Below are 25,972 nucleotides of genomic sequence, written 5' to 3'. Positions count from 1 at the left end.
AGATCGGATATCTAATTAAAATTTACGTTTAGTTACTTTATCTAAATTATCCAACATAATCCCCGTGCCCTTAACAACACAAGACATTGGATCTTCAGCAATCAATACTGGCACCTTCAACTCATCGGCAAGCAATTGATCAAGCCCATGCAACAATGCACCGCCGCCTGTCAGAATAACGCCACGGTCAATAATGTCCGCAGATAACTCAGGTGGTGTCCGCTCGAGTACGCTCTTCGCCGCTGTGACGATGGAATAAACTGGATCCCATAGTGCTTCCTGCACTTCACTAGAGTGAATAGTAATCGTCAATGGAAGTCCAGAAACCATATCTCTTCCGCGAATATCCATTTCTTGATCACGCCCATGTGGATATACCGTTCCAATTTTCAACTTAATGTCTTCGCTTGTCCGTTCACCGATCAACAGCTTGTACTTATTTTTGATATACTTCATGATCGCTGTATCGAACTTGTCGCCAGCGATCTTGATGGAAGAGGAGGTGACGATGTCGCCCATGGATAACACGGCAACATCCGTCGTCCCTCCGCCAATATCAACAACCATGTTACCGCTAGGCTGGAAGATGTCCATACCAGCGCCAATTGCCGCCGCCTTCGGTTCTTCTTCCATGAATACCTCTCGGGCACCGCTGCGCTCAGCTGCTTCGCGAATGGCTTTCTGCTCAACTGAGGTAATGTTGGTAGGGGCGCAGATCAGTATTCTCGGATGAGAATACCAATTCTTGCCCCCAATTTTGGCAATGAAATGCTTCAACATCATTTCGGTAATATCAAAATCCGCGATAACACCGTCCTTAAGTGGACGAATCGCAATAATGTTACCAGGTGTTCTACCTACCATGCGGAAGGCTTCTTCCCCAACAGCCAACACGCGTTTCGTATCGCTTTCAATAGCAACTACGGAAGGCTCATCAAGCACAACCCCGCGACCTTTAACATGAATAAGCACATTTGCCGTGCCCAGATCTATTCCAATATCCTTGCTGAACATTTCTAATTAATCCTCCCTAAACCTACCGTCCATCCCGTGAAGAATCGGCGCTCTGATATACAGTTCTAATTATAAGCTAAATTCGCTATAAATGCATGTTTTCCTCTTTTTCCGTGAAATTTCGACACGCCCAGTTTAAGGAAACATAGGAAACATCTCGGGATGAAGGGTATCTTAGGACTTAACCGTAACCAGAACTTCGGAAAGCTTAGGATTACGGGTCTTACGATACTTAATTTTCGTCGCTTCTCCTCCCCTAAGGTGCCGAATTGACTTGTGATACTCCAAAATGTGCTTCACCTGATTGGCCAGGTCTGGGTTGATTTCCGGTAGTCTTTCCGTCAAATCCTTATGCACTGTGCTTTTAGAAACGCCGAATTCCTTAGCAATGGTGCGAACCGTATTCTTGGTCTCGACGATACAGGTACCAATCTTAATGGTTCGCTCTTTGATGTAATCGTGCACTCCCCTCGCCTCCCTACTCGAGATAGTTTGGTAAAGTATATGAGGGGCATGACTAGATATTCTACGTAACCAAGCCTGACAAGCTCATTTCCCATATTTATTTTCAAAATAATCATAAGAAATCAGCTTTAAGCGCCTAAACGGGTCAAATGTTCAAGAAAAATGTGAAAAAGCAGCAGGATATCCCCGCTGCCGTTCACTATATGTAGGCTGTAGCCTCTTGTATGGAAATGCTGCTTATTGCTTCACGTTCAAGAGGTTTTCTGGGTTAACGGCTGCATTGTCGCTAACTTGACGTATTTCAAAGTGTAAATGCACGCCATCTTCCTTCTCGAAATCGTTGGTGCCTGCTTTGGCGATGATATCGCCCTTCTTCACTTCGGCACCTTTCGTTACCTTCACATCAGATAAACTTTGGTAAATACTGATCAAACCGTTGCTGTGTGTAATCTCAACAAGCTTACCAACAACAGGGCTTTGTTCAACCGCTGTAACTTTACCACCGAGTGCCGCTAGAACATCAAATGCTGCGCCATCTTTGGCCTTCAAGTCGATTGCCGTGTGCGGTGTCAATTGATCGAGGTATTCGATCATGGCCGCTGCCTTCACATCATTGGATGCGTTCGTGTCATAGTAAGGAATTGCCACTTCAACAGCAGCTCTGTCTTTCACAGGCCATTGCATCGCTTCCGTGGTTCCGTTAACCGCGAGAGCCCCATCTGTTGGTGCTTTCGGATTATCGGTTTGTTCGCTGCTGCTAACCTTAAGACCTGGTTCTTCTAGGCTGACTGTATTCGTTCCTGCTCCCTGGTACACCCACATTAAGGTTAAGATAATTGCTGCTGCTGCCACATACGTCGCTGGGAATACCCATTTCTTAGCAAGCAACCTCTTCCATGCAGATGTTGGACCTTGTGCTCCTTGAACAGTTTTAGGAGCTTCTTCTTTCTGAAAACCTTTGTTATTATCACTCATGGTTATCACCTCATCAACCATTCTTGACACATTCCAAGGTTTTATACTTACAGAAAGATATTTTTATAGACATGGAACGAGTTTCACAATTTAGTGAGAAAAGAGGCTGCATTTTCAATAGAGATGCCTGTGTAATAATAGGTTACGATCTCCTCCGCGGTTTTCCCTTCCTTCGCCATCCCGTTGGCTCCCCATTGACTGAGACCTACACCGTGGCCGTATCCAAACGTGGTGATCGTGATTTGAGCTCCCGTCCATTTCCAAGCAAATTGAGAGGATGCTAGGCCTAGCTTCTCTCTTACTTCGCGTCCTGTGAACACCTTGCCGCCTATGGTCATACTTTTTATACGATGTCCGGTAGACCAAGAGAGTACTTTCATACCTTTGACACTTGTATCTGTCGTCGCAATACTCGCCACACCTAACTTCTGAAGCATCGTCTTATAGGGGATCGTGACACTCTCTTGATAGCGGGAGGATAGCTTAATATCCCATGGACTAGGCACGCTGCGTAAATAAGGGCTCGCGAACGGCCAATATTCTTCGGAATTCTCGGTATACCCATTGCTTGTTGAGAAAAAAGTCGCGTTGATCGGTACATGTCCATAAGTAAGTATCTTATCTTTAGTCTCATTGACGGCTCTATCAATCTTAGCCATATTCGTTTCGTACTTAGTCTTGTCCCACTTTGTTCGAAGCTCTTGATCCGTTAGATAGGCTTGATGGGCCGTCGTATCTGTCACAAGTGCATCATTCACTGGCATATTGCTATAGTCCTTCTCTATGACCCTACGCACAACATAGGTTCTCGCCGCCATCGCTTGCGCTTTGAGTGCCTCTAGCTCGAAATCTACGGGCATTTCGGCAGCCAGCACACCTCTTACATACTGTTCTAGTGGAACGGTTTGCACGGTTGCCTGTTTCGTCAAATACACGGGAATCATTAGCCCTTGTTGGGTGCTAGTCTCTTGCAAGACTGAGCTTTCAATGGGGATCGGGTACACCTCGTCGGTCGGAATCTTCTTGACTAGCAAACCAGGTACGATGATAGTGACACACAACATGGAAGATAAGCAAACAGTCATCCACAGGATGACTTCTTTTCTACGCACGCGTTTCTTTTTGAACATATGTCTGAGCAGCCTCCATAAGCGCGTTTACTAGCAGCAATTTTGGTATGTCTTAGCTTATGAGAGGGGTTGCTAGAATAGAACACGAAAGAGGCGGAGTGTATTTGATAGGTAGCTGAGCACCAATGGAAAAACCTTCATCTATTTTCGCCGGAAATGCCCGAAATTGCTGAATAGATGGAAAACTTACAGGTAAAATCGCCGTAATCGGCCATATCAGCGAATCTCATGTCATAGAAGCAAGAAGAGCGGATAAGAGTAACGTAGAATCTAGCTGCATTGTGGGTATAGAGTGAGCGCAATGGCCGGTGTAGATAAAGTGCAGCGAGAGGAGTAGATAGGGCTGTGGGTAGACGTTGTATATAGTGTGAAAGTAGATGTGTAGGTAGTCATAGAGGTAGATTCAAAAAAAGAACCATCAGGTCCGTTCCCTGATGATTCCTCTTGTCTTACGCTAGCGTTGGCTGGATATTGAAAAACCCAAGCTCCGCCACTTCTTGCTCAATCTCTTGTGGGACTGAGCGATAAATATCGGCACCTAGTTCACGCAGAACGTCTGTAATATCAACATAGCCACGATCAATGTGGTGAATACCTGTAATCTCCGTCTCACCCTCAGCCGCTAACGCCGCAAGAATGAGCGCTGCACCCGCACGCAGGTCTGTTGCACAAACCTTGGCACCACGCAACTTGGAGTTACCGCTTATGATCGCTGTGCGACCATCCACTTTAATGTTTGCATTCATATTCGCGAACTCTTCCACATGCATGAAACGGTTCTCGAACACCGTCTCCGTGACAAGGCTCGTTCCGTCCGCAACCATCAACAGTGCCATCATTTGCGACTGCATGTCGGTTGGGAAGCCAGGGTACGGCAACGTTTTCACGTCTACCGCGCGCAGCGGACCTGTAGCTCGAACGCGAATACCGTTCTCATCTTCTTCAATCGTTACACCCATTTCCTGCATTTTGGAAATGACAGGACGAAGGTGGTCTCCAATCGCGCCCTCCATATACAAATCACTGCCAGTAATGGCTGCAGCGATCATGTATGTACCGGCTTCTACGCGATCTGGGATCACCGTATGTACGCAACCACGAAGCTTCTCTACGCCCTCAATACGAATAACACCTGTACCCGCACCGCGGATCACAGCGCCCATCGCATTCAGATAATTGGCCAAATCGACAATTTCCGGTTCTTTGGCCGCATTTTCAATGGTTGTCGTGCCTTCCGCAAGTGTTGCAGCCATCATAATGTTCTCGGTTGCACCTACGCTGGCCACATCCAGATAAATCTTGGCACCCTTCAGGCGCCCTTTCACTTTGGCTTCGATGTAGCCTTGACCCAGTTCAATATCGGCACCCATCGCTTCAAAGCCTTTGAGATGCTGATCAATCGGTCTAGTGCCAATCGCACAACCGCCTGGAAGCGAAATTCTCGCTTGACCCAACCTAGCTAACAAAGGACCCATCACGAGGAAAGAGGCTCTCATTTTACGGACTAGATCATAGGAAGCTTCACAGGTATTAATCTGCCCAGCTCTTACTCGAATCACCTGACGGTTGTATTCGACTTCAATTCCTAAGCTTTGTAACACTTTATTAATGACTAGTACATCGTCTAGGGGAGGCGCATCATGGATGACGCTTTCACCTTCCGACCCCAGAATGGAAGCAGCAATAATCGGCAGTACCGCATTCTTTGCTCCGTTGATTTTTACATTGCCAGCTAGCTTTCGGCCACCGCGGACGATAATTTTGCTCATCATGGTCCCTCCGCGCACTTATTTTAAAAGACAGGTTTTGCACATTTCCTAAGTTTATCATTGGAAGCCACATAGATACAACTGTGTTCTTTTGGCAGTCAGAGATGCCCTACATAGAGTTCGAAGCGTAATGTGATTTTCATTCCGTTCTATTATCCATTGTTGACAACAAACTTCTGCATTATTCGGAAAATCGCACTAAAACATCTTACTGAAGCTCATGGAGAGACCTAAATACTGTATGAAAAAGCCGGCAACCAGCTGCCCGAGTCCGATTGAAAGTAAAATTTGCAGCATAATTGCTTGTGCACCTTTGGGGCTACGAAGCAACACATCAAAGCGGAACGCTTGCAGCGACCACCACGCTAACCCAATGCACAGAATATAGACAGCAATACTAGCCATATTCATCCACGACGCATATTGCGCCACTTCACTCCATTTGTCCGTCTCGCCCATAGGTCACTCCTTTTCGATTTTACCGATTTACGACTCTCGCCAGCAAAGTCACAAATTCCGCCCGGGTTGCCTGATCTTCTGGATGGAAGGTGCCATCAGGAAATCCGCTGATCCAACCATCCGCCGCCATCTGTTTAAGAATACCTATACCCCAGTACGAATCACTTACATCGCTAAAAGGTGTATTCCCTCTCAGCTTCCCTGTCATATTCATACTGCGCGCAAGCATTTGCGTCATTTCCATACGGGTCAGCTTACCGTCAGGTTTAAATGTTCCATCCGGGTAACCATCTACGATGGAGGCTTGAACCGTTTTGGCTATATCAGCGTAAGCCCAGTGTGAAACAGCCAAATCGCTGAATCGTAAATCCTTACGTTTCGATAAACGCAAAGCACGTGAAATCACCGTAGCCGCTTCAGCCCTTGTAATGGACTGATTCGGAGCAAAACGATAATTTCCGTAGCCACTAATCATACCTTGCTCGGTAAGCTGGGTAATGGCATCTTGTGCCCAATGACCAGCAATATCAACATACCCGCTGACCAGCCCATAACTATTCAACTGCAAGCGATACATCTGACTCATAAACCACTGATTCGCCTGGAGTTTAATATAATACGTGCCTTCGGGCAACGGCTTCTCGAAATTAAGCTGACTCGAACCACTTTCACTGTGGTAGGTGCCTTGCTCCTGCAATGAATTATTATACAAAGTAGCGTACAACGTACGTGAGGTAGGAATATTCGTTAATCTGATTTGAGCCAAACTATTGGAAGTCAATCGGAATTCGAACCAATCAACGTCTTCATTTTTATTAAAAACACCTTCATACCCTGCATTCATCGCAGCAAATGTAGCTTGATACGATTTGTCATTCGGTTCGTTCCCGTCTATCAATTTAGGCATGTACTCAATCTCTAACGTGTATTCACCCGTAATCGGTCCAGCATAATCCTTCACATTACTAACCCGAATATAATATTGCCCAGGAAGCACTTCCATCAGTGAGCTCACTTCGATCCCGCCATCGCCAGCTTGATCGATCGTTGTCGACTTCTCCCCTTCTTTCTGGAAAAGAAGCATCGGATCGATTCGTCCCGTATCCGTAGATAACCTGAGGCGTATCGTGCCCGAGTGTTCAAGCGTCAGTGAGAACCAATCGATATCGCCTTTTTCATGAAACGTACCTTGGATGCTCTGACTGCGTGCTGGCAATGTAAAAGCTTTATACTGCTTATCATTATCCTCAAAAGGATCCGTATAAATAACAAAATCCGTTCGCAACGTGTAATTAAGCAAGGTCTTACGTGCCTGATCAACATTCTCCAACTGCACATAGGTAATGCCTTTGGTCACAGGTACAGTGAACGACTGGTTTCCTTGAGTGGGATCAGTCGTCGCGACAAAGCTCTGTCCCGAATCGAACTTCACACGAATACCTGTGCCGTCTTCAGGTTGTACCGTTAGCTGTATATAGCCATCATAAGCAGCATCAATCGCGTACCAGTCCTGATCCTGCCCAGAGCTGAGGTTCGCTTTGACGAACGTATGATTAGGCAGCGAAGCAGCCTGACTCACAAGATCATTCGGCTCGAAGCGATCTTGCTTATAAGGCTCCGTCAGCGCCTTTTCGATATTCAATAAGCCGTAACCCGTCTTAACGTCCCACCCTTTGGACAGTAAGTCGGTGGCCGTTTGCTCGAGCTGTGAGCGCACTTGATACGCCGACATGGCGGGATATTTCCCCCAAACCAGCGCAGCTGCCGCCGCCACTTGAGGCGCTGCCATCGAGCTTCCATCCTGATACTGATAGCCACCGCCAAGAGCCGTCGTGTATACGTCCCAAGGCGCCATAATATCGAGCTCTGGGCCGTAATTCGATCTTGGATCGGCCTGTTTATTGACACTCACACCACCAACAGAAAGCACAGTTGGATACGCCGCGGGGTATTTCACACTCGTACTCTCATTACCAACAGCGGCGACGAGTAAGACATTACGATCCTCTGCGTATTGCACAATTCCTGCCAGATAATCTGAGTATTTATTCAATCCCAAGGAAAGTACAACGATTTTGGCCCCGTGATCCACCGCGTATTTAATGCCTTCACCCAGCTTGGCTTCGCCGCCAGTTCCATCTGCTTCAAGCGCCTTAATTGGCATAATTCTAGCATTAGGGGCAATTCCCGCGATGCCTTTATCGTTATTAATCGCTGCGGCAATCAAGCCGGCTACATTCGTTCCATGTCCATTATCATCAAAAGGCTTCTTAGAAGCCTGCAGCAAGTTCACGCCATCTACTAAATTTCCAGTCAAATCTGGATGTCCGAGATCAACACCTGTATCAACAACGGCGACAACAATAGGCGTACGGGCATCTCCTGCCGCAGCCCATGCTTGATCAACGCGAATCATATCTAGATAAGTTTGCTTCACTCTCATGGGATCGGAAGACACCGCATAAGCCGCATCTACGTTAGGCACGAAACCTGTTAGTCCTAGGACTAGCATTGTCATCAGTATCATGGGGCCTACGTATCGAAAATAAGTCATCACATCAGGTCCTTTATCCCAAATTAATTCTCTTTGTCATTTACTTTAAAATGCGTGTTCAAAAAATCCAGTTTTCAGCACCGAGAAGATTGAAAGAAGATAGGAAATGAGGAGCGGAGCGTAGTGGAAGCTACGTGAGCACCGGAATTTCCGGCTAAATTCGATATTCGATGTCGAATACGCTTCATGGACTACTTCGTGATCAAAAGTGGAGTTTTGAACAACTCCTATATATCTATACCATATTAAACATCTTCTCGATACCTATAACGGTTCATCTTCGCAAAAAGTTCAGATCTTGCGAAAAATTTTTCTAAGTATTTTCTGGAAGTTGTCCAGGCACATTGGGAGGGCATGGAAAAGTGGGGGCTATCAGGGGCTAAGGACCTATATGTTTTTATTTCCGGGGAAATGAGGTTAATTAAAAAGCTAACGCCTTTCGGCTCAACAAGTTCAAATCTTGGAGCAAGCTGAATGCTCGGTATGGACACACGGGGTGAGGAGATGGGATCACTACGCTGGGCGCTCGAACGGTGGTGGCGTTGGTGTTGGTGGTGGTGGTCGTGGTCTTGGTGGTGGTGGTGTTTGTAAGGTTTGGAGAAGCCTCGTGCACCACGCATTTATAATAACAGGAAAATGTACAGCTATTTCCGGGAAATTTCATCAAAAACTCGATTTAACTGTAAAACATGTAGGTAAAACTGTCTCTTTTGTTCAGATTGAGTAAATTGGCCAAAATTAACAGCAGGTTTTCCATTTAATCTACGTGTGATCGGTAAACGCCACTATTTAACTGGATAAAATCCAACTCTTCGCCCTTAAGCACAGTAGATTTATGAAACTTCCATCCAACTCGCTCATTATTCTTAACGAGCAATCCATACGCCTACTTATATTTCTATAACTACTCCCACTCCACCCACCACAACTCTACTCACAGGTCAAAAAAAGCCCTCCCTACATGTACGTAGGAAGAGCTTCTAAGGGTACAGATTATCGGATAATAAAATCCATTGTCAAAGTAAAGACGCTCTCGATGCCTTTCAGCACCAAGTGCGGAACCACACCAAGCGCTACACTTATTAGCGCACATAACCAAACGGTTATGCCTAATGGCGCAGACACTTTGATTGCAGCTGGCTCGTAATCGCTGCGCATGAACATTTGACGCACGATGCTGAAGTAGTAGTAGAACGAAACAACGCTCGTTGCAATCATTAAAGCACCAAGCCAGTATTGCTGCGTCTGCATCGTTCCTAAGATAATGTAGAGCTTACCGAAGAATCCGCCTGATAAAGGAATACCAGCTAAGGATAAGATCAGCAATACCATGGCTACAGCCGTCAAAGGTGCACGATAGTACAGACCCGCGTAGCCTTTGCCTTCGGTGTGACCCTCAGCCTGTTCGATGATCATCAATACGGCAAAAGCACCGATGTTCATGAACATATACGCAATTAAGTAGAAAATGAACTCCGAGAAGTTGGCATAATGCGTGGCAGAAAAGTAAGTTCCAATCGGAACGAGCAAGTAACCAGCATTCGCAATTCCCGAATAGGCGAGTAGCCTTTTCATATTCGTCTGCTTCAGCGCAATGAAATTCCCCACTACCATCGCGATAGCCGCCATTACGGAAATGGCTAGGAACACATCGGATTGCAACTTACTCTCGCCAAAGTCGCTAAATCCGAATAAGACATAGAAGACTCGGAACAATATGGCGAAGCCTGCCGCTTTGGACACGACAGCCAAAAATGCCGTAACAGGAGTTGGCGCACCTTCATAAACATCCGGTGCCCAGCTGTGGAAAGGTGCGGCGGCAATTTTGAAACCGAATCCTGCAAGCAGCAAGAAGAATGCAACATAGAGCAACGGCTCATACGAGGTTACCAACGTCGGAAGGGCTGCTCCAATCTCTTGCAGATTTGCAGAACCAACCATCCCGTACAGGAAGGACATGCCATACAGGATAATCGCGGATGAAATACCACCCATCACCAAGTATTTGAATGCTCCTTCATTGGATTTCTTGTCTTTCTTCTTCATCGCAACCATGAGGTACGAAGTAATACTCAGCAATTCCAACCCAACGTAGAGTGTAATCAAATCACCTGAGGATGACATGATCATGGCCCCTAGCGCTGCTGGCAGATAGAAGTAATAATACTCCCCGACATGCGGGATGCTATCCTCTTTCACGAAGCCTAGGCTCATGAAGACGATGAGTCCCGTTCCAACAAGAGTACATAATTTAAGTAAGTTCGAGAAGTCGTCGACCCGATAGCTTTGATTCAAGAGTTGAATCGCTTCTTCCGGATTCAGTTGCAGGACAACGAACACGGCAGAAATCGCGATGCCGACTAGGGTCAACCATCCGATAATCGAACGATTGAATCGGTTCGGCAGAACCAAATCCAAGAGAGATAGGATGATCGCGGTAGCAACCAGTGCAAGCTCAGGGAGCAGATGCAATAAATCACTAGCATGGAGTCTAATCTGTTCCACTGGACTAACCTCCTATCTTCCCGGCTACGCTATGGATCAATTGATCCAAGCTGCCAATAGTTTGTTGAAGCGGCTGACTCAGCACGCTTGGGTACACGCCCAGCAAGAGAATGAACGCGACCAAGGTAATCATCGGCACAGCCTCGATGAGACGCGCGTCGCGCATCCCTTGCTGTAGTAAGCTCGGCTGCTGAGGGCCGAACGTGATGTTCAGTACCCCGCGCAGCACGTAAACCGCTGCGAAGATGATACCCAGTGTACCGACTATCGCGTACACGCGGTGTGTTTCAAAGAGTCCGACGAACGCGAGGAACTCACTGATGAAGCCGGATAAGCCTGGCAATCCGAGCGAGGCCATGCCCCCAATCAGCAGAATACCGCTGATGAAAGGGATATTGCGAGCAAGACCGCCCAAGCGATCGAGTTGCGTGGTTTCGGTTCGCTCGTAGATGCTGCCAACGAGCAAGAACATCAGGGCTGAGATCAGACCGTGTGAGATCAGTTGGAACACGGCTCCTTGCAGACCTGCAATGTTGAACGCAGCAAGTCCTAACAGGACGATGCCCATGTGGCTGATACTCGAGTAGGCGAGCACGAGTTTGAAGTCCTTTTGGACCATCGCGAGAAGGGCACCATACACGATGTTAATGACGCCGAGGAGCGCGAGCACCCATGCCCATTGCTGGGCTTCCGCCGGGAAGAACAGAATTCCGAAACGGATGAGGCCGTAGGCCCCCATTTTGAGCAAAATCCCGGAGTGAATCATTACAACAGCAGGCGGAGCCTCTGTATGTACCTTCAGCATCCACGTATGGAACGGGAAGATCGGCAGCTTGATCCCGAACGCGACCAACAACATGATGAACACGGTCCATTTCATTGTTTGGCTCATAAAGAATGGCATACCGCTTTGATTCACATACGCTTCGGGAGCCTGTAATAAATTATGCGCAATCGTATGAATGTCACCGCTGTAGTAAAAGATCACTTCTGTCTGCGAAGGAACTTGGTTAAAACCAGCTGTCGTCACCAGAATTAGGAACGCAATCAGCATAATGGCTGAGCCCAAACCGTTATACAGCAAGAAGCGATTAGCGGCTTGCTCACGGTTCATATACCCCCAAATTCCGATCAAGAAGAACATCGGCACGAGTGTTATTTCGAAGAACAGGAAGAATAAGAAGAGATCCTGTGCCATGAATACACCGAACATCCCCATTTCTAGCAAAAGAAATAAAATGAAATACGTTTTCCAACGTTTCTTGATATAAACGGAAGCCAATGCGGCCATTGACGAGATTAGCGCCGTTAGAAAGACGAGTGGCAATGAAATGCCGTCGACAGCCAACGAATACTTAAACTCGAAGAAAAATTGTGTAATTTCCTGCTGAATTCCCTCGTGGTTTAATGGGACTTTGATCCAATCTAGTTGTTCTTTGTACTGAAGCGGATCCCCTTGATAGTTATAGTCCACATACAGCCAGGCCGCCAAAACAAGCGGAATCAGCGTGGTAACGATACCCACTGTTTTGATTAGACGTCCACGGTCTCCTCTAAGGAAGAGCAGGACAAGCACACCAAGCAGAGGTGAGAAGGCAATCATACTGAGAATGGGTAAATTAGCCGGCATGTATGAACCTCCTTCCTGCAATGGCAAGTGCTAGAATCAGCATCCCAAGTAGCATGATGACCCCGTAGGACTGCAGTTGACCATTTTGGAGTCGGGAGCCTAATCGTCCAAGACTAACCACCGTGAAAGCAACTAAACGAACAATCCCATCAATGATGTAAATATCAATCAATTCCAGGATGAAACCTAGACCGCGGAGCGGTTTGACCACAATGACATCATAGATTTCATCGATGAAATATTTGCGATTAAGCAAGGTATATAACCAAGGCATCTTACCCGAAACAATGTCCCGAGGAATCGTGCGTTTGAGGTAAATCAGATAGCCCAGTCCAATTCCTAGCACGCCAGCTAATGTGGACAAAATAATAACCGTCCAATTGGCCGTCTCTTCATGTTCTTGCCCTGTCAGCCAGTGACCCAGCCATTCGTTGAATGGTGTATTCACAAAGCCTGCCACGATTGCAAGTACAGCAAGCACGATTAGCGGTGTGGTCATTGAAGCTGGAGATTCATGTGGCTCATGTGCATGGTCATGCCCATGGTCATCGTGATCCTCCGAAGCCACTGCTTTCGCTCTAGGCGAGCCCATAAACACAAGGAAGAACAGGCGTGACATATAGAAAGCGGTGAAGAATGCCGCAATCACACCTACCCAGAACAGAAGCTGATTATGCTCGTACGCTTCAGTAAGAATCATATCCTTCGACCAGAAGCCTGCGAATGGAAAGATACCAGCTAAAGCCAGCGTTCCGATCGCGAAGGTCCAAGTTGTGATTTTCATTTTGCGGGATAAACCGCCCATTTCGTTGATGTTCTGCGTATGAACTGCATGAATCACACTACCTGCGCCCAAGAAGAGCAGCGCTTTGAAGAAGGCGTGTGTAAACAAGTGGAACATACCTGATGTAAACGAAACGCCAATCCCCAGCGCCATCATCATGTAGCCGAGTTGACTCACAGTCGAGTATGCGAGAATCCGCTTAATATCGTTCTGCGCGATACCGATTGTCGCTGCAAATATGGCGGTAAAGCCACCCACATAAGCAACAACCATTAAGGCATCCGGCGATGCGTGGAAAATATCAAACGTCCGTGCCACAAGGTACACCCCAGCAGCAACCATCGTTGCTGCGTGGATCAGCGCCGAGATCGGCGTTGGCCCCTCCATGGCATCAGGTAACCACGTGTGCAGCGGGAATTGCCCAGATTTTCCCATCGCCCCGATGAAAATCAAAACTGCGATCCACGTGACGATCGTTGGGTCGATTTTGCCTGTGGTGAAGGCATTATGTATCGATGTGAAATCTAGCGCGTGCCCTGGCATGTAGACATACAACAGCAAGATCGCGATGAATAAGCCCACATCCCCGATACGGGTGACGATGAATGCCTTTTTGGCAGCAGCCTTCGCCTCTGGCTTGAAGTACCAGAATCCGACGAGCAAGAAGGAACATACCCCTACCAGCTCCCAGAAGATGTAGAGCTCCAACATATTTTCAGAAATAACAAGACCTAGCATGGAGAAGGAGAACAGCGCAATATAACCGAAAAACACGTGAATACGCTCGTCGCCTTTCATGTAGCCCTTGGAATAAACGTTAACCAGCAACGAAACGAGCGTGACAATTACGAGCATCAAAGAGTTTAGATTCGTGACCTCAAACCCCATTTTCAGCGTAAAATCGCCCACTTGCAGCCAGTTCATTTTATCCCATGTGTAATCCTCAACATGGCCGCCAATCCGCTCCACAAATATGAGCAAAGCCACAATAAACGAAAGCAGCATCGCCAAAATGCTAATGTAAATCCCTAAATCTTTCAGTTGACGCCCCATTGCCGTAAGCGCTAGAAAAGCAAGCAACGGAAACAATGGAATGAGCCAGGCGTACTGTGAATAGTCCGATACCATAGCCTTGTTAGCCTCCTAGCGCTTCATAGAATCTAAATCTGTCACTTCGACGGTACCTTTATTCCGGTAAATCGTGATCAATATCGCAATCCCCACAGCCGCCTCAGCAGCTGCTATCGTAATGTTAAAGAGTGAGAAGATATGCCCCGTCAATGCGGGGTGATCTCCCAGCTTCGAGAAGGCAATCAAGTTCAAGTTCACCGCATTGAGCATAAGCTCGATGGAGAGCAAGACGATAACCCCGTTTTTCTTCGTTAATGCACCATATAGACCGATGCAGAATAGGATTGCCGCTAATGTAAGATAAGGAGTAATTAAGTTACCCAACGCTAATCCTCCTCTCTCTTGGCAACTACGATGGCACCGATGAAGGCTACCGTCAGCAGCACGGACATAATTTCGAAAGGAATGACATGCACGTTATACAGCAGTTTTCCGATTTCGAGCGTATTATCCTTGCCAGCATCCAATGTTCCCGTAGACACGAAGGTCGATTTCTGAATCGCATAGAACAAGACGCCGAACAATCCCACAGCGCCGAGAATGGCCAAGCCTTCATGCCATGGACGCTTAGGACCCTCGTCTTCACCCTGTCTATGCTTCGTCATCATAATGCCAAAAATCATCAGAATGGAGATGGCACCGGCATAAATCAAGACCTGTACGAATGCGACAAACTCTGCTTCAAGGATGACATACAGACCTGCCAAACTAATAAACGTAAGGGCAACTGCAACAACCATATGCACGACTTTCGTAAAAGAAATCATAAAGATTGCCCCGCCAATAGCGAGCAATGCGAAAATGAAAAACGCCCAACTCGTACCGCTGGATAAGAAATCGCCGAGTCCACTAAACATCTTTCTTCGCGCCCCCTTTAGGCATCGCAGAATTGTTCTCTTGACGAATGTTTTGTGTGTTGTTGCTCAGCCACTCCATGTTCTTAAACAAATCATCCCGACTATAGCTGCTCAGCTCAAAATTGTTCGTCATCACAATCGCTTCTGTCGGACACACTTCTGTGCACAGGTCGCACAGGATACAAATTTCGAAGTTGATGTCATACGTATCAATGACCTTCCCCTTTTTCTCAGGGTCTGGGTTCGCTTTTCCAGTTAACGTTATACACTCCGTCGGGCACACACGCGCACATTGATTGCACACAATGCATTTCTCGGGATCAAAATATTGAATACCACGAAAACGATCCGGCATTTTTATCGGAACTTCCGGGTATGCGTACGTTACTTTCTTCTCAGTCAAATGCTTGAACGTAAAGCCTAAACCTTTCATAATGCCCTTCATGTGTTTCAACTCCTTCAAGTTTTGCGAGAGCAAAACTAACTTCGAAAGCATGTACTTACGTTTTCCGGAAGAAAGATCCGACCAGATAAGTTATATGGCTTGCTTAAAAGATGGTCATGATAATCGCCGTCACTAGCATGTTGACCAGTGCCAGTGGAAGCAGCACTTTCCAGCCGAACCCCATCAATTGATCAATTCGAACACGTGGCAGTGTCGCCCGCAGCCAGAAGAGGAAGAACACGACCGACGAGAATTTCAACAGGAACCAGATAACGCCTGGGATGAAATCAAGGAATCCGAATGGCGCATGCCATCCACCTAGGAATATCAGTGAAATCAGAGAAGCAATGACGAAGACGTAAACATACTCGGATAGCATGAAGAAAGCGAAGCGGAAACCGCTGTATTCCACATGATAGCCCGCAACGAGCTCAGATTCCGCTTCTGGCAAGTCAAACGGCGTACGATTAAGCTCCGACACACCCGCAATCACGAAAATAACGAAACCCAGGATCTGAGGAATGAAATTCCAGTGCCAGAAGCCGCCTGTTTGATGATCGACAATGGTATGCAGATTCAGGCTGCCCGTCATCATGATCACACCAACGACTGAGATTACGAGCGGTACTTCATAACTGATCATTTGGGCTGCAGAACGCATGCCGCCCAATAATGCATATTTATTGTTGGAAGCCCAACCCCCAAGAATAATTCCGATGGTTGAGATCCCTGTTAAGGCTACGTAATAAAGCAATCCCACATTCAAATTCGCACCAAACATCCGATCCGAGAAAGGAATCGTCGCAATGATCGTAAATGACGGGATAAAGGTAATGATCGGTGCGAGTATGAAAAGCTCACGCTCGGCTTTCCGAGGAATCGTATCTTCCTTAATGAGAAGCTTGAATACGTCAGCGACGCTTTGCAGCAGCCCGAAAGGTCCTGTTCGGTTCGGTCCGATCCGCAATTGCATCCAGCCAATGACCTTCCGCTCGAAGTAGATCGCATAGGTAACGAAACCCAACACGAGCATGAGCATCACAATGCCCCAGAATAGGAAGACGAAGAAGTTCGTCCATGTCAGACTCTCCTCCAATAAATTGACCATTAGGCATCCACCTCCCCAACGACAATATCGATGCCGCCCAAAATCGTAATTAGATTGGTCATCGATTCCCCGACCAGAAGCTTGGGCAATATTTGCAGATTGACGAAGGATGGTCTGCGGAATTTTAAGCGGTACGGCTCTTGTTTACCACGGGAAATAATATGACAGCCAATTTCCCCACGCGGAGACTCAATAGCTGCGTAGATTTCGCCTTCTGGCGGGCGAATGACTCTTGGCACTTTGCCCATCGTTTCGCCACCCTCAGGGAACACGTCTAAGGCTTGTTCCAGAATGCGAAGGGACTGCTTAATTTCTTCCATTCGTATCAAATAACGGTCATAGCAATCCCCGCCACTGCGCACAGGCACATCGAACTGGAAGCGGCTGTACAGGCTGTAGGGCTGCGTTTTGCGAATATCCCAATCTACACCCGTACAACGCAGGTTCGCCCCGCTAAGGCCATACGCAATGGCTGTCTCAGCGTCATATTTACCTACACCCTTAATCCGTGAGAGAAAAATCTCATTTCCGGTGACTAGTGTGTGATACTCTTCTAATTTCCCGTACATATATGGCACGAATTTCCGTACCTTGTCGATCCAACCATCGGGTGCGTCCCATTTCACACCGCCTACACGCATATAGTTGTACGTTAGACGTGCGCCACATAGTTCGTTGAAGAGATCGATAATGATTTCGCGGTCACGGAACGCATACAAGAACGGACTCATCGCCCCGATATCCAGCAAGTACGTTCCCCACCACACCATGTGAGAGGCGATACGCTGCAGCTCCATCACGATCAAGCGAAGAAATTCCGCTCGTTCGGGCACTTCGAGTTGCATCATTTTCTCTACAGCGTTAACTAACGCATAATTGGTTGTCATCGCCGATACATAATCCATACGGTCGGTGTACGGGATGATTTGGGTATAGCTGAGGTTCTCAGCCAATTTCTCTGTTCCTCTATGTAAGTAGCCCATAACGGGTATTGCTTCTCGAATGATTTCACCATCCAACTTTACAATCACGCGAAAAACGCCGTGTGTACTGGGATGCTGAGGACCAACGTTTAACAGGAGCTCTTCTGTCCGTAACACGTGCTACACCTCCGGGTCAAGCGGTTCGTAGTCTTTGCGCAGTGGATGACCCACCCAATCATCAGGCATCATGATCCGTACTAAGTTCGGGTGGCCAGGGAAGTCGATGCCGAAAAGGTCAAAGGCTTCGCGCTCGTTCCAGTTGGCCGTCGGCCAGACATCAGCTACCGAAGGTACGCTTGCTTGCTCGCGGTCTGTCTTCACCTTCACACAAAACTCATGCTTGTGTGTAAGGGAAAGCAGATGATACGCCACCTCCAGGTGCGTTTCTTGATCCACACCGGAGAGATTGCGCAAGTAATCGCAGCGCAGCTCTGCGTGATCGCGAAGCGTCAGCGCGGCCTGAGGCCAGCGCGAGCTGTGAATGATGACGTAAGGGCGATGCGCGTCCCTTTCGTTGATGAAAGCTTCAACGACGGCATCATCGCCTGCGCCCTCTTTCAGGATCGCAACCAGCCGGTCCAGCAGCGGCTGGTTCGGGGACGGCTCCTTCGGCGCGGCTGGATCCGCCGATTCGGGCTTCGCTCCGCGTGCTGCGGCTCGCGCAGCGCGGGCTTCTGCGGCGGCCTGAGCTTTGGCCGCCTTCTCTTCGTCAGAGCCAGCGTCTGCGGACGCTGGCGTTGCTGCCCCGGCGGGCGCAGGCTCGCCCGCCTCTGCGGCCGCGCGCGCTGCGAGGCGCGCGGCTCTTGCCGCAGCGCGCTCCGCCGCCGCGTCCGTGGCCGGTGCTGGCGTGCTTGCGCCAGCCGGCGGCTTGCTAGCTTCCGCTTGGCCCTCGGCGCTTCCTACCGGATTCGTTTCCACAGCATCCGTTTTGTTCTCAACTGGCGGACTCTCCACTCCAGCGGCATCGTTACTTACCTCTTTCCCATCCTCATCAACAGGAGGAGTCGGAACCTTGGGTTCTTCCGGCTTGTTCTCCTCGCTCATCGATTGATCACCTGCTTCCCAGTCTTAGCCTCATAACGAATCTTTTCCTGAAGCTTGTTGATGCCATAGATCAGCGCAGCTGGATTCGGCGGACAACCTGGGATATACACGTCCACAGGAACGATTTGGTCGACACCCTTCACGACCGAATACGATTTCACATACGGTCCGCCTGCTGTTGCACAGGAGCCCATCGCGATAACCCACTTCGGTTCAGGCATTTGTTCATAAAGTCGGCGCAACAAAGGAGCCATTTTCTTCGTAACTGTCCCTGCAACAATCATGACATCTGATTGCCTTGGTGACGTACGGAAGATGACTCCGAATCGGTCTAAATCATAGTGAGAACCACCTGTTCCCATCATTTCGATCGCACAACAAGCCAAGCCAAAGGTTAATGGCCAAAGCGAATTACTGCGAGCCCAAGCTTTTACCTGCTCCAGTGTTGTCATAAATACATTACGGTTTATTTCTTCCCGTTCCTCGGGAGAGATTGACTCTAGACTGAAGTCCATCGCAGCACCTTCTTCTTCCAAGCGTATATTAATCCTATGGCAAGCAAGGCAACAAAAATACACATTTCAATTAATGCAAATAACCCAAGTTGATTAAAGGCAACTGCCCACGGATAGAGGAACACGGTCTCCACATCAAAGATGACAAACATCAAAGCGTACAAATAATATCGAATGTTAAACCGGATTTGCCCCTCACCTACAGGTTCGTTCCCGCTCTCATACGTCGTATACTTCTCATCAATGGGTTTACTCGGTCTTAACCATTTGCCAATCGTCAGCGCTGCTATGGGAAGGAATATGCCTAACCCTAGAAAAACCGCTACGATTACATAGTTATTTGTATACATCATGTGAATGTAACCGCCTCCATTTCTTATTTGCGTTTCTTACGATTCCAATAGTTTTGGTAATAATCACCTTTATCAGTATAACAAAAAGGGGTTTAGGCGTCGACATTAATTCTTCCCATGTATGAGTAGCATTACACATATGTGGGTAATACTATTCACTGGGACATCCTAGTCTTAGCCAATTTCCCTATTATAAGATGTGAAAGGACTGATTTTACATGGCAAATGCATCAAACGCTAATCACCAACATAGAACCAATGACAAAGTTACTGAAACCGGCCGCTATCGCGATGCCGACGGACAGAGCATCCAACTAACAGCTGGCGAAACCTTCCCTCCTTGCCCAAAAACAGGCGAATCCACCATTTGGCATCACGCTTAAAAGGAATGCCGTGACGAGCTGTCCCTCTCAACCGAGAGGGGCAGCTTTTTTCTTACCGCTTAAACGCAAAAAAAGCGGAAGAACCGAAGTTCCCCCGCCTTATTATGCATCTATTTCCCGGACACACCGATACGATTCAATGCTCTTTGTAAAGAAGCTTCAGCACGTTTGAAATCCACGTTATCTTGCTTCGTTTCTGCAAGACGTTTCTCCGCACGCTCTTTCGCTGCTCTCGCACGATCGATATCAATTTGTTCAGGCAGCTCGGCGCTTTCCGCCAAAATAACCACCTTATCCTTGCGCACTTCCATGAAACCGCCGTTCACTGCGATGACTGCGTCTTTGGAGCCCGCTTTCTTCACGGTAATCGGAGCAATTTTCAAAGGTGTGACAAGTGGAATGTGATTCGGCAGAATTCCAAGCTCACCTTGGACACCCTTTACGCTAACCATACTTACTTGTTCAGCGTACACTTTGCGTTCCGGTGTTACAATTTCCAATAGGAATGTACTCACTTGGATTCTCCTTCCTAAGCTAACTTAGCGAATATGCAAATGCAATTTACAGCGTTTTAGCTTTAGCAATCGCATCTTCAATTGTTCCCACGTTATGGAAAGCAACTTCAGGAAGATTGTCGTGCTTACCTTCAAGAACTTCTTTGAAGCTGCGCACAGTATCCTTCATTGGTACATACAAGCCTGGGAATCCGTTGAACGGCTCAGCAACGTGAAGCGGCTGAGACAAGAACAAACGAAGACGACGCGCACGAGTAACGACCAATTTGTCCTCATCAGACAACTCATCCATACCCAAGATTGCGATGATATCCAGAAGCTCTTTGTAACGTTGAAGAATTTGTTTAACGCCTTGTGCTACTTTATAGTGCTCTTCACCAACGATTTCTGGTGTCAAAACACGGGAAGATGATGCTAGTGGATCTACCGCAGGGAAAATACCTGCAGCCGCGATGCTACGCTCCAAGTTCGTTGTTGCGTCCAAGTGAGCGAAAGCCGTTGCAGGAGCCGGATCCGTATAGTCATCGGCAGGAACGTAAATCGCTTGAATGGAAGTAACGGAACCTTTTTTCGTGGAGGTAATACGCTCTTGCAATTGACCCATTTCAGTAGCTAGAGTTGGTTGGTAACCTACCGCGGAAGGCATACGGCCTAACAAAGCGGAAACCTCGGAACCTGCTTGTGTGAAACGGAAGATGTTGTCGATGAAAAGAAGAACGTCTCTTCCTTCTTCGTCACGGAAATACTCAGCCATTGTCAAACCGGACAATGCAACACGAAGACGTGCGCCTGGAGGCTCATTCATTTGACCGAATACCATCGCTGTTTTCGCGATAACGCCGGAGTCTTTCATCTCGTGGTAAAGGTCATTACCTTCACGAGTACGCTCACCAACGCCTGCGAATACGGAGATACCACCGTGTTCTTGTGCAATGTTGTGAATTAGTTCTTGCATCGTTACCGTTTTACCTACACCGGCACCACCGAAGAGACCAATTTTACCACCTTTTGCATAAGGAGCCATCAAGTCAATAACTTTAATACCTGTCTCAAGAATCTCTGATTTTGTCGACAAGTTGTCGAAAGCAGGAGCTTCTTTGTGGATTGGGCTACTTAAAGTACGGTCAACATTCTCGTCGCCATCGATTGGATCGCCCAATACGTTAAATACACGACCAAGTGTTGCTGCACCTACAGGTACAGTAATCGCTGCGCCAGTATCTGTTGCTACGGCACCACGTACAAGTCCGTCTGTTGAGGACATTGCTACGCAACGTACGAGGTTGTCACCAAGGTGAACAGCCGCTTCAACCGTCATAGTGGAGGATTGTCCACCTTCGGTTCTTTCAATTTTGATTGCATTCAGAATTTCAGGGAGTTGTCCGCGTTCGAACTCAATGTCGACGACGGGCCCTGTAATATTCACAACGCGCCCTTTGCTCATGGTTTCCCTCCTAAGTAAAGCTTGTGTCTCCATTGAGACCGTTTATTCATTATGCGTTCGCGTTAGCTCCAGCGACGATTTCGGAAATTTCTTGCGTAATCGAAGCTTGGCGCGCACGGTTGTAAGCCAATGTGTAGCTGCTGATCATCTTCGTTGCATTTTTCGTTGCGGAGTTCATCGCTGTCATTCTCGCGCCAAACTCACTCGCTTTACCTTCCAGAACAGCACTGTAAATAAGCGTCTCAGCATATTTAGGAAGCAGTACTTCCAGAACGCCTTCCGGTGATGGCTCATACTCATAGCTAGCCGTATTTGCGACCTTCACTTCTTCCATTGGAAGCAGACGAATCATGGTTGGAATTTGGGTAATTGCGTTTTGGAACTTGTTGTAAATCAAGAACAGTTGGTCATACGTACCGTTAACGAAATTAGCAACCGCTGCTGTTGCAACAGGCTTAATATCCGAGAACTTCGGCGTATCCGGAACTCCGGTAACTTCTTCAACAATCGGAATATTGCGTTTCGAGAAGAAATTGCTTCCCTTACGTCCGATGACGAAGATAGAGTACTCCGCTGTTGATTTATGATTTTCACGAATTTCAGTCATTGCTTTACGCAACACGTTCGCATTGTAACCACCAGCTAGACCACGGTCGGAAGTAATGACCAAATAGGCCGTTTTCTTCACTTCACGTGATTGTAGCATCGGGTGCTTCACGCCTTTGGTGCCAGCTGCAATGCTTGCAACCACTTCCTTCAACTTCTCGGAGTACGGACGTGCCGCTTCCGCTGATTGCTGTGCTCTACGTAAGTTAGCTGCTGCAACCATTTCCATTGCTCTTGTGATTTGCTTCGTGCTTTGTGTGGATTTAATTTGGCGCTTAATCTCGCGCATTCCTTTTGCCATACCTGCTCACCTCTCTTTTGAGGCTTAGAAAAGCCTTCATTCGAAGACCTGAATTCAGGCGTCCGCCTGCCCAGGATTCACATGGTAGCGAGAGCTTCACTTGACATGAAGCTCTGCCTTCATGATTTATTCAGAAACTGCAAAGCTCTTTTTAAATGTATTGATTGCATCAACCAATGCTTTATCGTTATCCGCAGTAATATCTTTCGTGTCACGAATGCTATGCAGAACTTCAGGACGGTTGGATTCCAAGAAAGCCAAGAATTGAGCTTCGAAGCGAGTTACGTCTTGAACTGGAATATCATCCACATGACCTTTTACAACCGTGTAAAGAGAAGCAACTTGCTTTTCCAAAGACATCGGTTGGTGAACGCCTTGTTTCAAGATTTCTAGTGTACGAACCCCACGATCCAAACGAGCTTTAGTCGCTCTATCCAAATCGGATCCGAATGCGGCAAACGCAGCAAGCTCACGATATTGTGCCAAGTCAACACGAAGTGTACCGGCAACTTTTTTCATCGCTTTCGTTTGTGCGGAGCCTCCTACACGGGATACAGAGTTACCAACGTTAACCGCTGGACGCTGACCGGAGTAGAACAAATCGGATTCCAAGAAGATTTGACCATCCGTGATGGAAATTACGTTCGTAGGGATATATGCAGAGATATCGCCTGCTTGCGTCTCGATGAATGGAAGCGCCGTAATGGAACCGCCACCTAGCTCATCGTTCAATTTCGCAGCACGCTCTAGCAAACGGGAATGCAAGTAGAATACGTCCCCTGGATAAGCTTCACGACCTGGTGGACGACGAAGCAAGAGAGACAACTCACGGTATGCGGCAGCTTGTTTGGACAAGTCATCGTATACGATAAGAACGTGCTCGCCTTTGTACATGAAGTACTCAGCCATAGCACAACCGGAGTATGGAGCTAACCATAGCATCGGTGAAGGCTCGGAAGCGGAAGCTGTTACTACGATTGTGTAGTCAAGCGCACCAGCAGCACGAAGGGTTTCAACAACACCTACAACTGTGGATTGTTTTTGACCGATAGCAACGTAGATACATTTCACGCCATTGCCTTTTTGGTTGATGATTGCGTCAATCGCAATCGCTGTTTTACCTGTTTGACGGTCACCAATGATCAACTCACGTTGACCACGCCCAACTGGTACCATCGCGTCAATCGCTTTAATACCTGTTTGCATTGGTTCATGTACGGATTTACGAGCCATTACGCCTGGAGCCATGTTCTCTACAGGGCGGAACGCTGTTGTATTGATTGGACCTCTGCCATCGACAGGTTGACCCAAGGAGTTAACTACACGACCTAGAAGTTCTTCACCAACTGGAACCTCCATGATACGGCCAGTACGTTTAACTTGGTCGCCTTCACGAATATCTTTGTAAGGTCCGAGAATAACGATACCTACGTTGCTTTCCTCAAGGTTAAAAGCATAGCCTAGTACGCCGCTCGGGAATTCAAGCAGCTCGCCTGCCATAACGTTTTCCAAGCCGTGAGCACGGGCAATACCGTCACCTACTTGAATGACTGTACCTACATCAACTACTTGGATATCGGAACTATAGTTTTCGATCTGTTGTTTAATCAATGAGCTGATTTCTTCAGGTTTGATACTCAACGAACTTCACCCCTATTCTTACAGTGGTTATATTAAACTAACGCTTTGGCCAAACGATCAAGTTTGCCTGCCAAGCTTCCATCATATAAACGATCACCGATACGCACTTGAATGCCGCCGAGCAACTTAGGCTCAACTACAGACGAAACACGGATCGTTTTACCTGTTACTTTACTGAAATGTGCAGCAATTTCAGCTTGTTGTGCATCCGAAAGTACGTATGCGGAGTAAACGGTCGCACTCGCTTGTCCAAGCGCCTCATTCGCAACCTTGGCATAATCAAGTGCCAAAGCGGAAAGAATCGACTGTCTACCTTTATCAATCAAGACAAGCAGCGTGTTCCACACCGGTTCGGAAACTTTGCCTTCGAAAATCTGCTTCAGCAGGTCCGTTTTCGCGGTATTCCCGATGTTCGGATGGTTCAGGAACTTCTGCAAGTCTGCATTATCCCTAATCGCACTAGCTACAGATTTAAGCTCATCTTCAACTAGGGAAATAATATTCTTTTCCTTCGCTACTTCGAATAAAGCTTTGGCATAACGCTTCGCTACGACGATGTCACTCATACGTTGCCTCCTACCTCTTTGAGGTAATGCTCAACAAGTTCTTCTTGTGACTTTTCGTCGATTTGCTTTTCAATAATTTTGGATGCGATCAGAACGGACATCGCGCCAACTTGGCTGCGAAGAGCGGCAACCGCTTTGTTCTTTTCGTTTTCGATATCTTTCAACGCTTCGTCTTTCAGACGTGAAGCTTCTGCGCTAGCAGCATGAATAATATCATCCGCTTGCTTGGAACCTGTATGCTTCGCTTGCTCAATAATATCGTAAGCTTCCTTACGAGTTTGTTGCAGCGCTTGCTTTTGTTCCTCTAACAATTGATCAGCTTGTTTACGGCTTGCTTCAGCTGTTTGAATTTGTTCTTTAACCAATTGTCTGCGTTTTTCCATCATGCCAAACAGAGGACCGAACGCAAATTTAGAAAGCAACAGATATAGAATCAAAAACGCAACTAGTTGTATGAAAAATGTGGACCATTCAATATGCAAGTAACGTCACTCCCTTCTGATAACGTGGGCAAAACGAAGGCGTGGTGGCGACTGTGGCCATCAACGCCAAACGGTTTCTTAAGCTTTTCCCATAAAGATAAACGCAAGTACCAATGCAACGACTGGCATAGCCTCAACTAGACCTACCCCGATAAACATTGTTGTTTGAAGCGTACCACGAAGTTCTGGTTGACGGGAAATACCTTCCAAAGCGCGACCTACGATCAAACCGTTACCAATACCTGCACCTAGTGCTCCCAAACCGAATACGATACCTGCTGCTACTAATGCTATTGCTCCCATTGATAAAATC

Annotated in this window: 26 protein-coding genes; 1 reads left to right on the top strand and 25 read right to left on the bottom strand. The window is 47.4% G+C overall.

Annotation, left to right across the window (positions count from 1 at the left end):
* Positions 1-15 precede the first annotated feature (15 nt).
* The 7 genes from ASG89_RS23160 to ASG89_RS23130 form a co-directional block, all read right to left on the bottom strand.
* On the bottom strand, positions 16-1,014 hold the full coding sequence (locus ASG89_RS23160; RefSeq protein ID WP_057313423.1) for a rod shape-determining protein: 999 nt from the start codon (positions 1,012-1,014) through the stop codon (positions 16-18).
* 174 nt (positions 1,015-1,188) lie between these two features.
* Positions 1,189-1,479 (bottom strand): sporulation transcriptional regulator SpoIIID, encoded by a 291-nt coding sequence (gene spoIIID, locus ASG89_RS23155; protein WP_057313422.1) that lies wholly within the window; start codon positions 1,477-1,479, stop codon positions 1,189-1,191.
* A 237-nt stretch (positions 1,480-1,716) separates the two neighbouring features.
* On the bottom strand, positions 1,717-2,454 hold the full coding sequence (locus tag ASG89_RS23150) for a M23 family metallopeptidase (protein WP_057313421.1): 738 nt from the start codon (positions 2,452-2,454) through the stop codon (positions 1,717-1,719).
* An 83-nt stretch (positions 2,455-2,537) separates the two neighbouring features.
* Complete coding sequence (gene spoIID, locus ASG89_RS23145) at positions 2,538-3,584, bottom strand: stage II sporulation protein D (protein WP_057313420.1); 1,047 nt, start codon at positions 3,582-3,584, stop codon at positions 2,538-2,540.
* 449 nt (positions 3,585-4,033) lie between these two features.
* Positions 4,034-5,353, bottom strand: coding sequence for a UDP-N-acetylglucosamine 1-carboxyvinyltransferase (gene murA, locus ASG89_RS23140; RefSeq protein ID WP_057313419.1), 1,320 nt, complete (start codon positions 5,351-5,353; stop codon positions 4,034-4,036).
* A 198-nt stretch (positions 5,354-5,551) separates the two neighbouring features.
* Positions 5,552-5,812, bottom strand: a complete 261-nt coding sequence (locus ASG89_RS23135; RefSeq protein ID WP_235549894.1) for a DUF1146 family protein — start codon at positions 5,810-5,812, stop codon at positions 5,552-5,554.
* Positions 5,813-5,831: 19 nt separating this feature from the next.
* A complete protein-coding gene (locus ASG89_RS23130; protein ID WP_235549893.1) occupies positions 5,832-8,339 on the bottom strand; it encodes a S8 family peptidase in 2,508 nt (835 codons plus the stop codon).
* A gap of 523 nt (positions 8,340-8,862) precedes the next feature.
* On the opposite strand from ASG89_RS23130, the gene ASG89_RS37855 reads away from it, so the two are divergent.
* Entirely contained in the window at positions 8,863-9,093 is a 231-nt protein-coding gene (locus tag ASG89_RS37855) for a hypothetical protein (RefSeq protein WP_235549892.1), read from the top strand.
* Between the two features lie 266 nt (positions 9,094-9,359).
* Here the strand turns inward: ASG89_RS37855 and ASG89_RS23125 are convergent, their stop codons facing one another.
* From ASG89_RS23125 to atpE, 18 genes are all read right to left on the bottom strand, one after another.
* Positions 9,360-10,871, bottom strand: a complete 1,512-nt coding sequence (locus ASG89_RS23125; RefSeq protein ID WP_057313417.1) for an NADH-quinone oxidoreductase subunit N — start codon at positions 10,869-10,871, stop codon at positions 9,360-9,362.
* A gap of 4 nt (positions 10,872-10,875) precedes the next feature.
* Positions 10,876-12,501 carry a complex I subunit 4 family protein gene (locus ASG89_RS23120; RefSeq protein ID WP_057313416.1) on the bottom strand — a complete coding sequence of 542 codons (1,626 nt, stop codon included), beginning with the start codon at positions 12,499-12,501 and terminating at the stop codon, positions 10,876-10,878.
* Positions 12,491-14,413 (bottom strand): NADH-quinone oxidoreductase subunit L, encoded by a 1,923-nt coding sequence (nuoL, locus tag ASG89_RS23115; protein WP_057313415.1) that lies wholly within the window; start codon positions 14,411-14,413, stop codon positions 12,491-12,493. The genes ASG89_RS23120 and nuoL overlap by 11 nt, the downstream gene beginning before the upstream one ends.
* Before the next feature lie 15 nt (positions 14,414-14,428).
* Entirely contained in the window at positions 14,429-14,740 is a 312-nt protein-coding gene (gene nuoK / locus ASG89_RS23110; protein ID WP_056611652.1) for an NADH-quinone oxidoreductase subunit NuoK, read from the bottom strand.
* A gap of 2 nt (positions 14,741-14,742) precedes the next feature.
* Positions 14,743-15,273, bottom strand: coding sequence for an NADH-quinone oxidoreductase subunit J (locus ASG89_RS23105; RefSeq protein ID WP_057313414.1), 531 nt, complete (start codon positions 15,271-15,273; stop codon positions 14,743-14,745).
* Positions 15,266-15,718: an NADH-quinone oxidoreductase subunit NuoI gene (nuoI, locus tag ASG89_RS23100; protein WP_056611658.1), complete on the bottom strand. Its 453-nt coding sequence runs from the start codon at positions 15,716-15,718 to the stop codon at positions 15,266-15,268. Before nuoI ends, ASG89_RS23105 begins: the two co-directional genes overlap by 8 nt.
* Positions 15,719-15,821: 103 nt before the next feature.
* Complete coding sequence (gene nuoH / locus ASG89_RS23095) at positions 15,822-16,826, bottom strand: NADH-quinone oxidoreductase subunit NuoH (protein ID WP_057313413.1); 1,005 nt, start codon at positions 16,824-16,826, stop codon at positions 15,822-15,824.
* On the bottom strand, positions 16,826-17,926 hold the full coding sequence (locus tag ASG89_RS23090; RefSeq protein WP_057313412.1) for an NADH-quinone oxidoreductase subunit D: 1,101 nt from the start codon (positions 17,924-17,926) through the stop codon (positions 16,826-16,828). Before ASG89_RS23090 ends, nuoH begins: the two co-directional genes overlap by 1 nt.
* A gap of 3 nt (positions 17,927-17,929) precedes the next feature.
* Entirely contained in the window at positions 17,930-18,853 is a 924-nt protein-coding gene (locus ASG89_RS23085) for an NADH-quinone oxidoreductase subunit C (RefSeq protein ID WP_057313411.1), read from the bottom strand.
* Positions 18,850-19,368, bottom strand: coding sequence for a NuoB/complex I 20 kDa subunit family protein (locus ASG89_RS23080; protein WP_056611667.1), 519 nt, complete (start codon positions 19,366-19,368; stop codon positions 18,850-18,852). The genes ASG89_RS23085 and ASG89_RS23080 overlap by 4 nt, the downstream gene beginning before the upstream one ends.
* The gene (locus tag ASG89_RS23075) at positions 19,353-19,718 is read right to left on the bottom strand and encodes an NADH-quinone oxidoreductase subunit A (RefSeq protein WP_057313434.1); all 366 of its coding nucleotides are present in this window, start codon (positions 19,716-19,718) and stop codon (positions 19,353-19,355) included. The genes ASG89_RS23080 and ASG89_RS23075 overlap by 16 nt, the downstream gene beginning before the upstream one ends.
* 496 nt (positions 19,719-20,214) lie before the next feature.
* Positions 20,215-20,619: a F0F1 ATP synthase subunit epsilon gene (locus tag ASG89_RS23070; protein WP_057313410.1), complete on the bottom strand. Its 405-nt coding sequence runs from the start codon at positions 20,617-20,619 to the stop codon at positions 20,215-20,217.
* A gap of 46 nt (positions 20,620-20,665) precedes the next feature.
* On the bottom strand, positions 20,666-22,063 hold the full coding sequence (atpD, locus tag ASG89_RS23065; protein WP_057313409.1) for a F0F1 ATP synthase subunit beta: 1,398 nt from the start codon (positions 22,061-22,063) through the stop codon (positions 20,666-20,668).
* 49 nt (positions 22,064-22,112) lie between these two features.
* On the bottom strand, positions 22,113-22,970 hold the full coding sequence (gene atpG / locus ASG89_RS23060; protein ID WP_057313408.1) for an ATP synthase F1 subunit gamma: 858 nt from the start codon (positions 22,968-22,970) through the stop codon (positions 22,113-22,115).
* Between the two features lie 126 nt (positions 22,971-23,096).
* Positions 23,097-24,611: a F0F1 ATP synthase subunit alpha gene (gene atpA, locus ASG89_RS23055; RefSeq protein WP_057313407.1), complete on the bottom strand. Its 1,515-nt coding sequence runs from the start codon at positions 24,609-24,611 to the stop codon at positions 23,097-23,099.
* A 32-nt stretch (positions 24,612-24,643) separates the two neighbouring features.
* Complete coding sequence (locus ASG89_RS23050; protein WP_057313406.1) at positions 24,644-25,177, bottom strand: F0F1 ATP synthase subunit delta; 534 nt, start codon at positions 25,175-25,177, stop codon at positions 24,644-24,646.
* On the bottom strand, positions 25,174-25,659 hold the full coding sequence (gene atpF / locus ASG89_RS23045) for a F0F1 ATP synthase subunit B (RefSeq protein ID WP_057313405.1): 486 nt from the start codon (positions 25,657-25,659) through the stop codon (positions 25,174-25,176). The genes ASG89_RS23050 and atpF overlap by 4 nt, the downstream gene beginning before the upstream one ends.
* 78 nt (positions 25,660-25,737) lie before the next feature.
* Positions 25,738-25,962, bottom strand: a complete 225-nt coding sequence (gene atpE, locus ASG89_RS23040; protein ID WP_028556930.1) for a F0F1 ATP synthase subunit C — start codon at positions 25,960-25,962, stop codon at positions 25,738-25,740.
* Between the last annotated feature and the right edge of the window lie 10 nt (positions 25,963-25,972).

Source organism: Paenibacillus sp. Soil766 (genome assembly GCF_001428105.1).
GTDB lineage: Bacteria > Bacillota > Bacilli > Paenibacillales > NBRC-103111 > Paenibacillus_E.
Note: the sequence above shows the minus strand (reverse complement) of the source record. Positions and strands in the feature narration are given on the sequence as shown.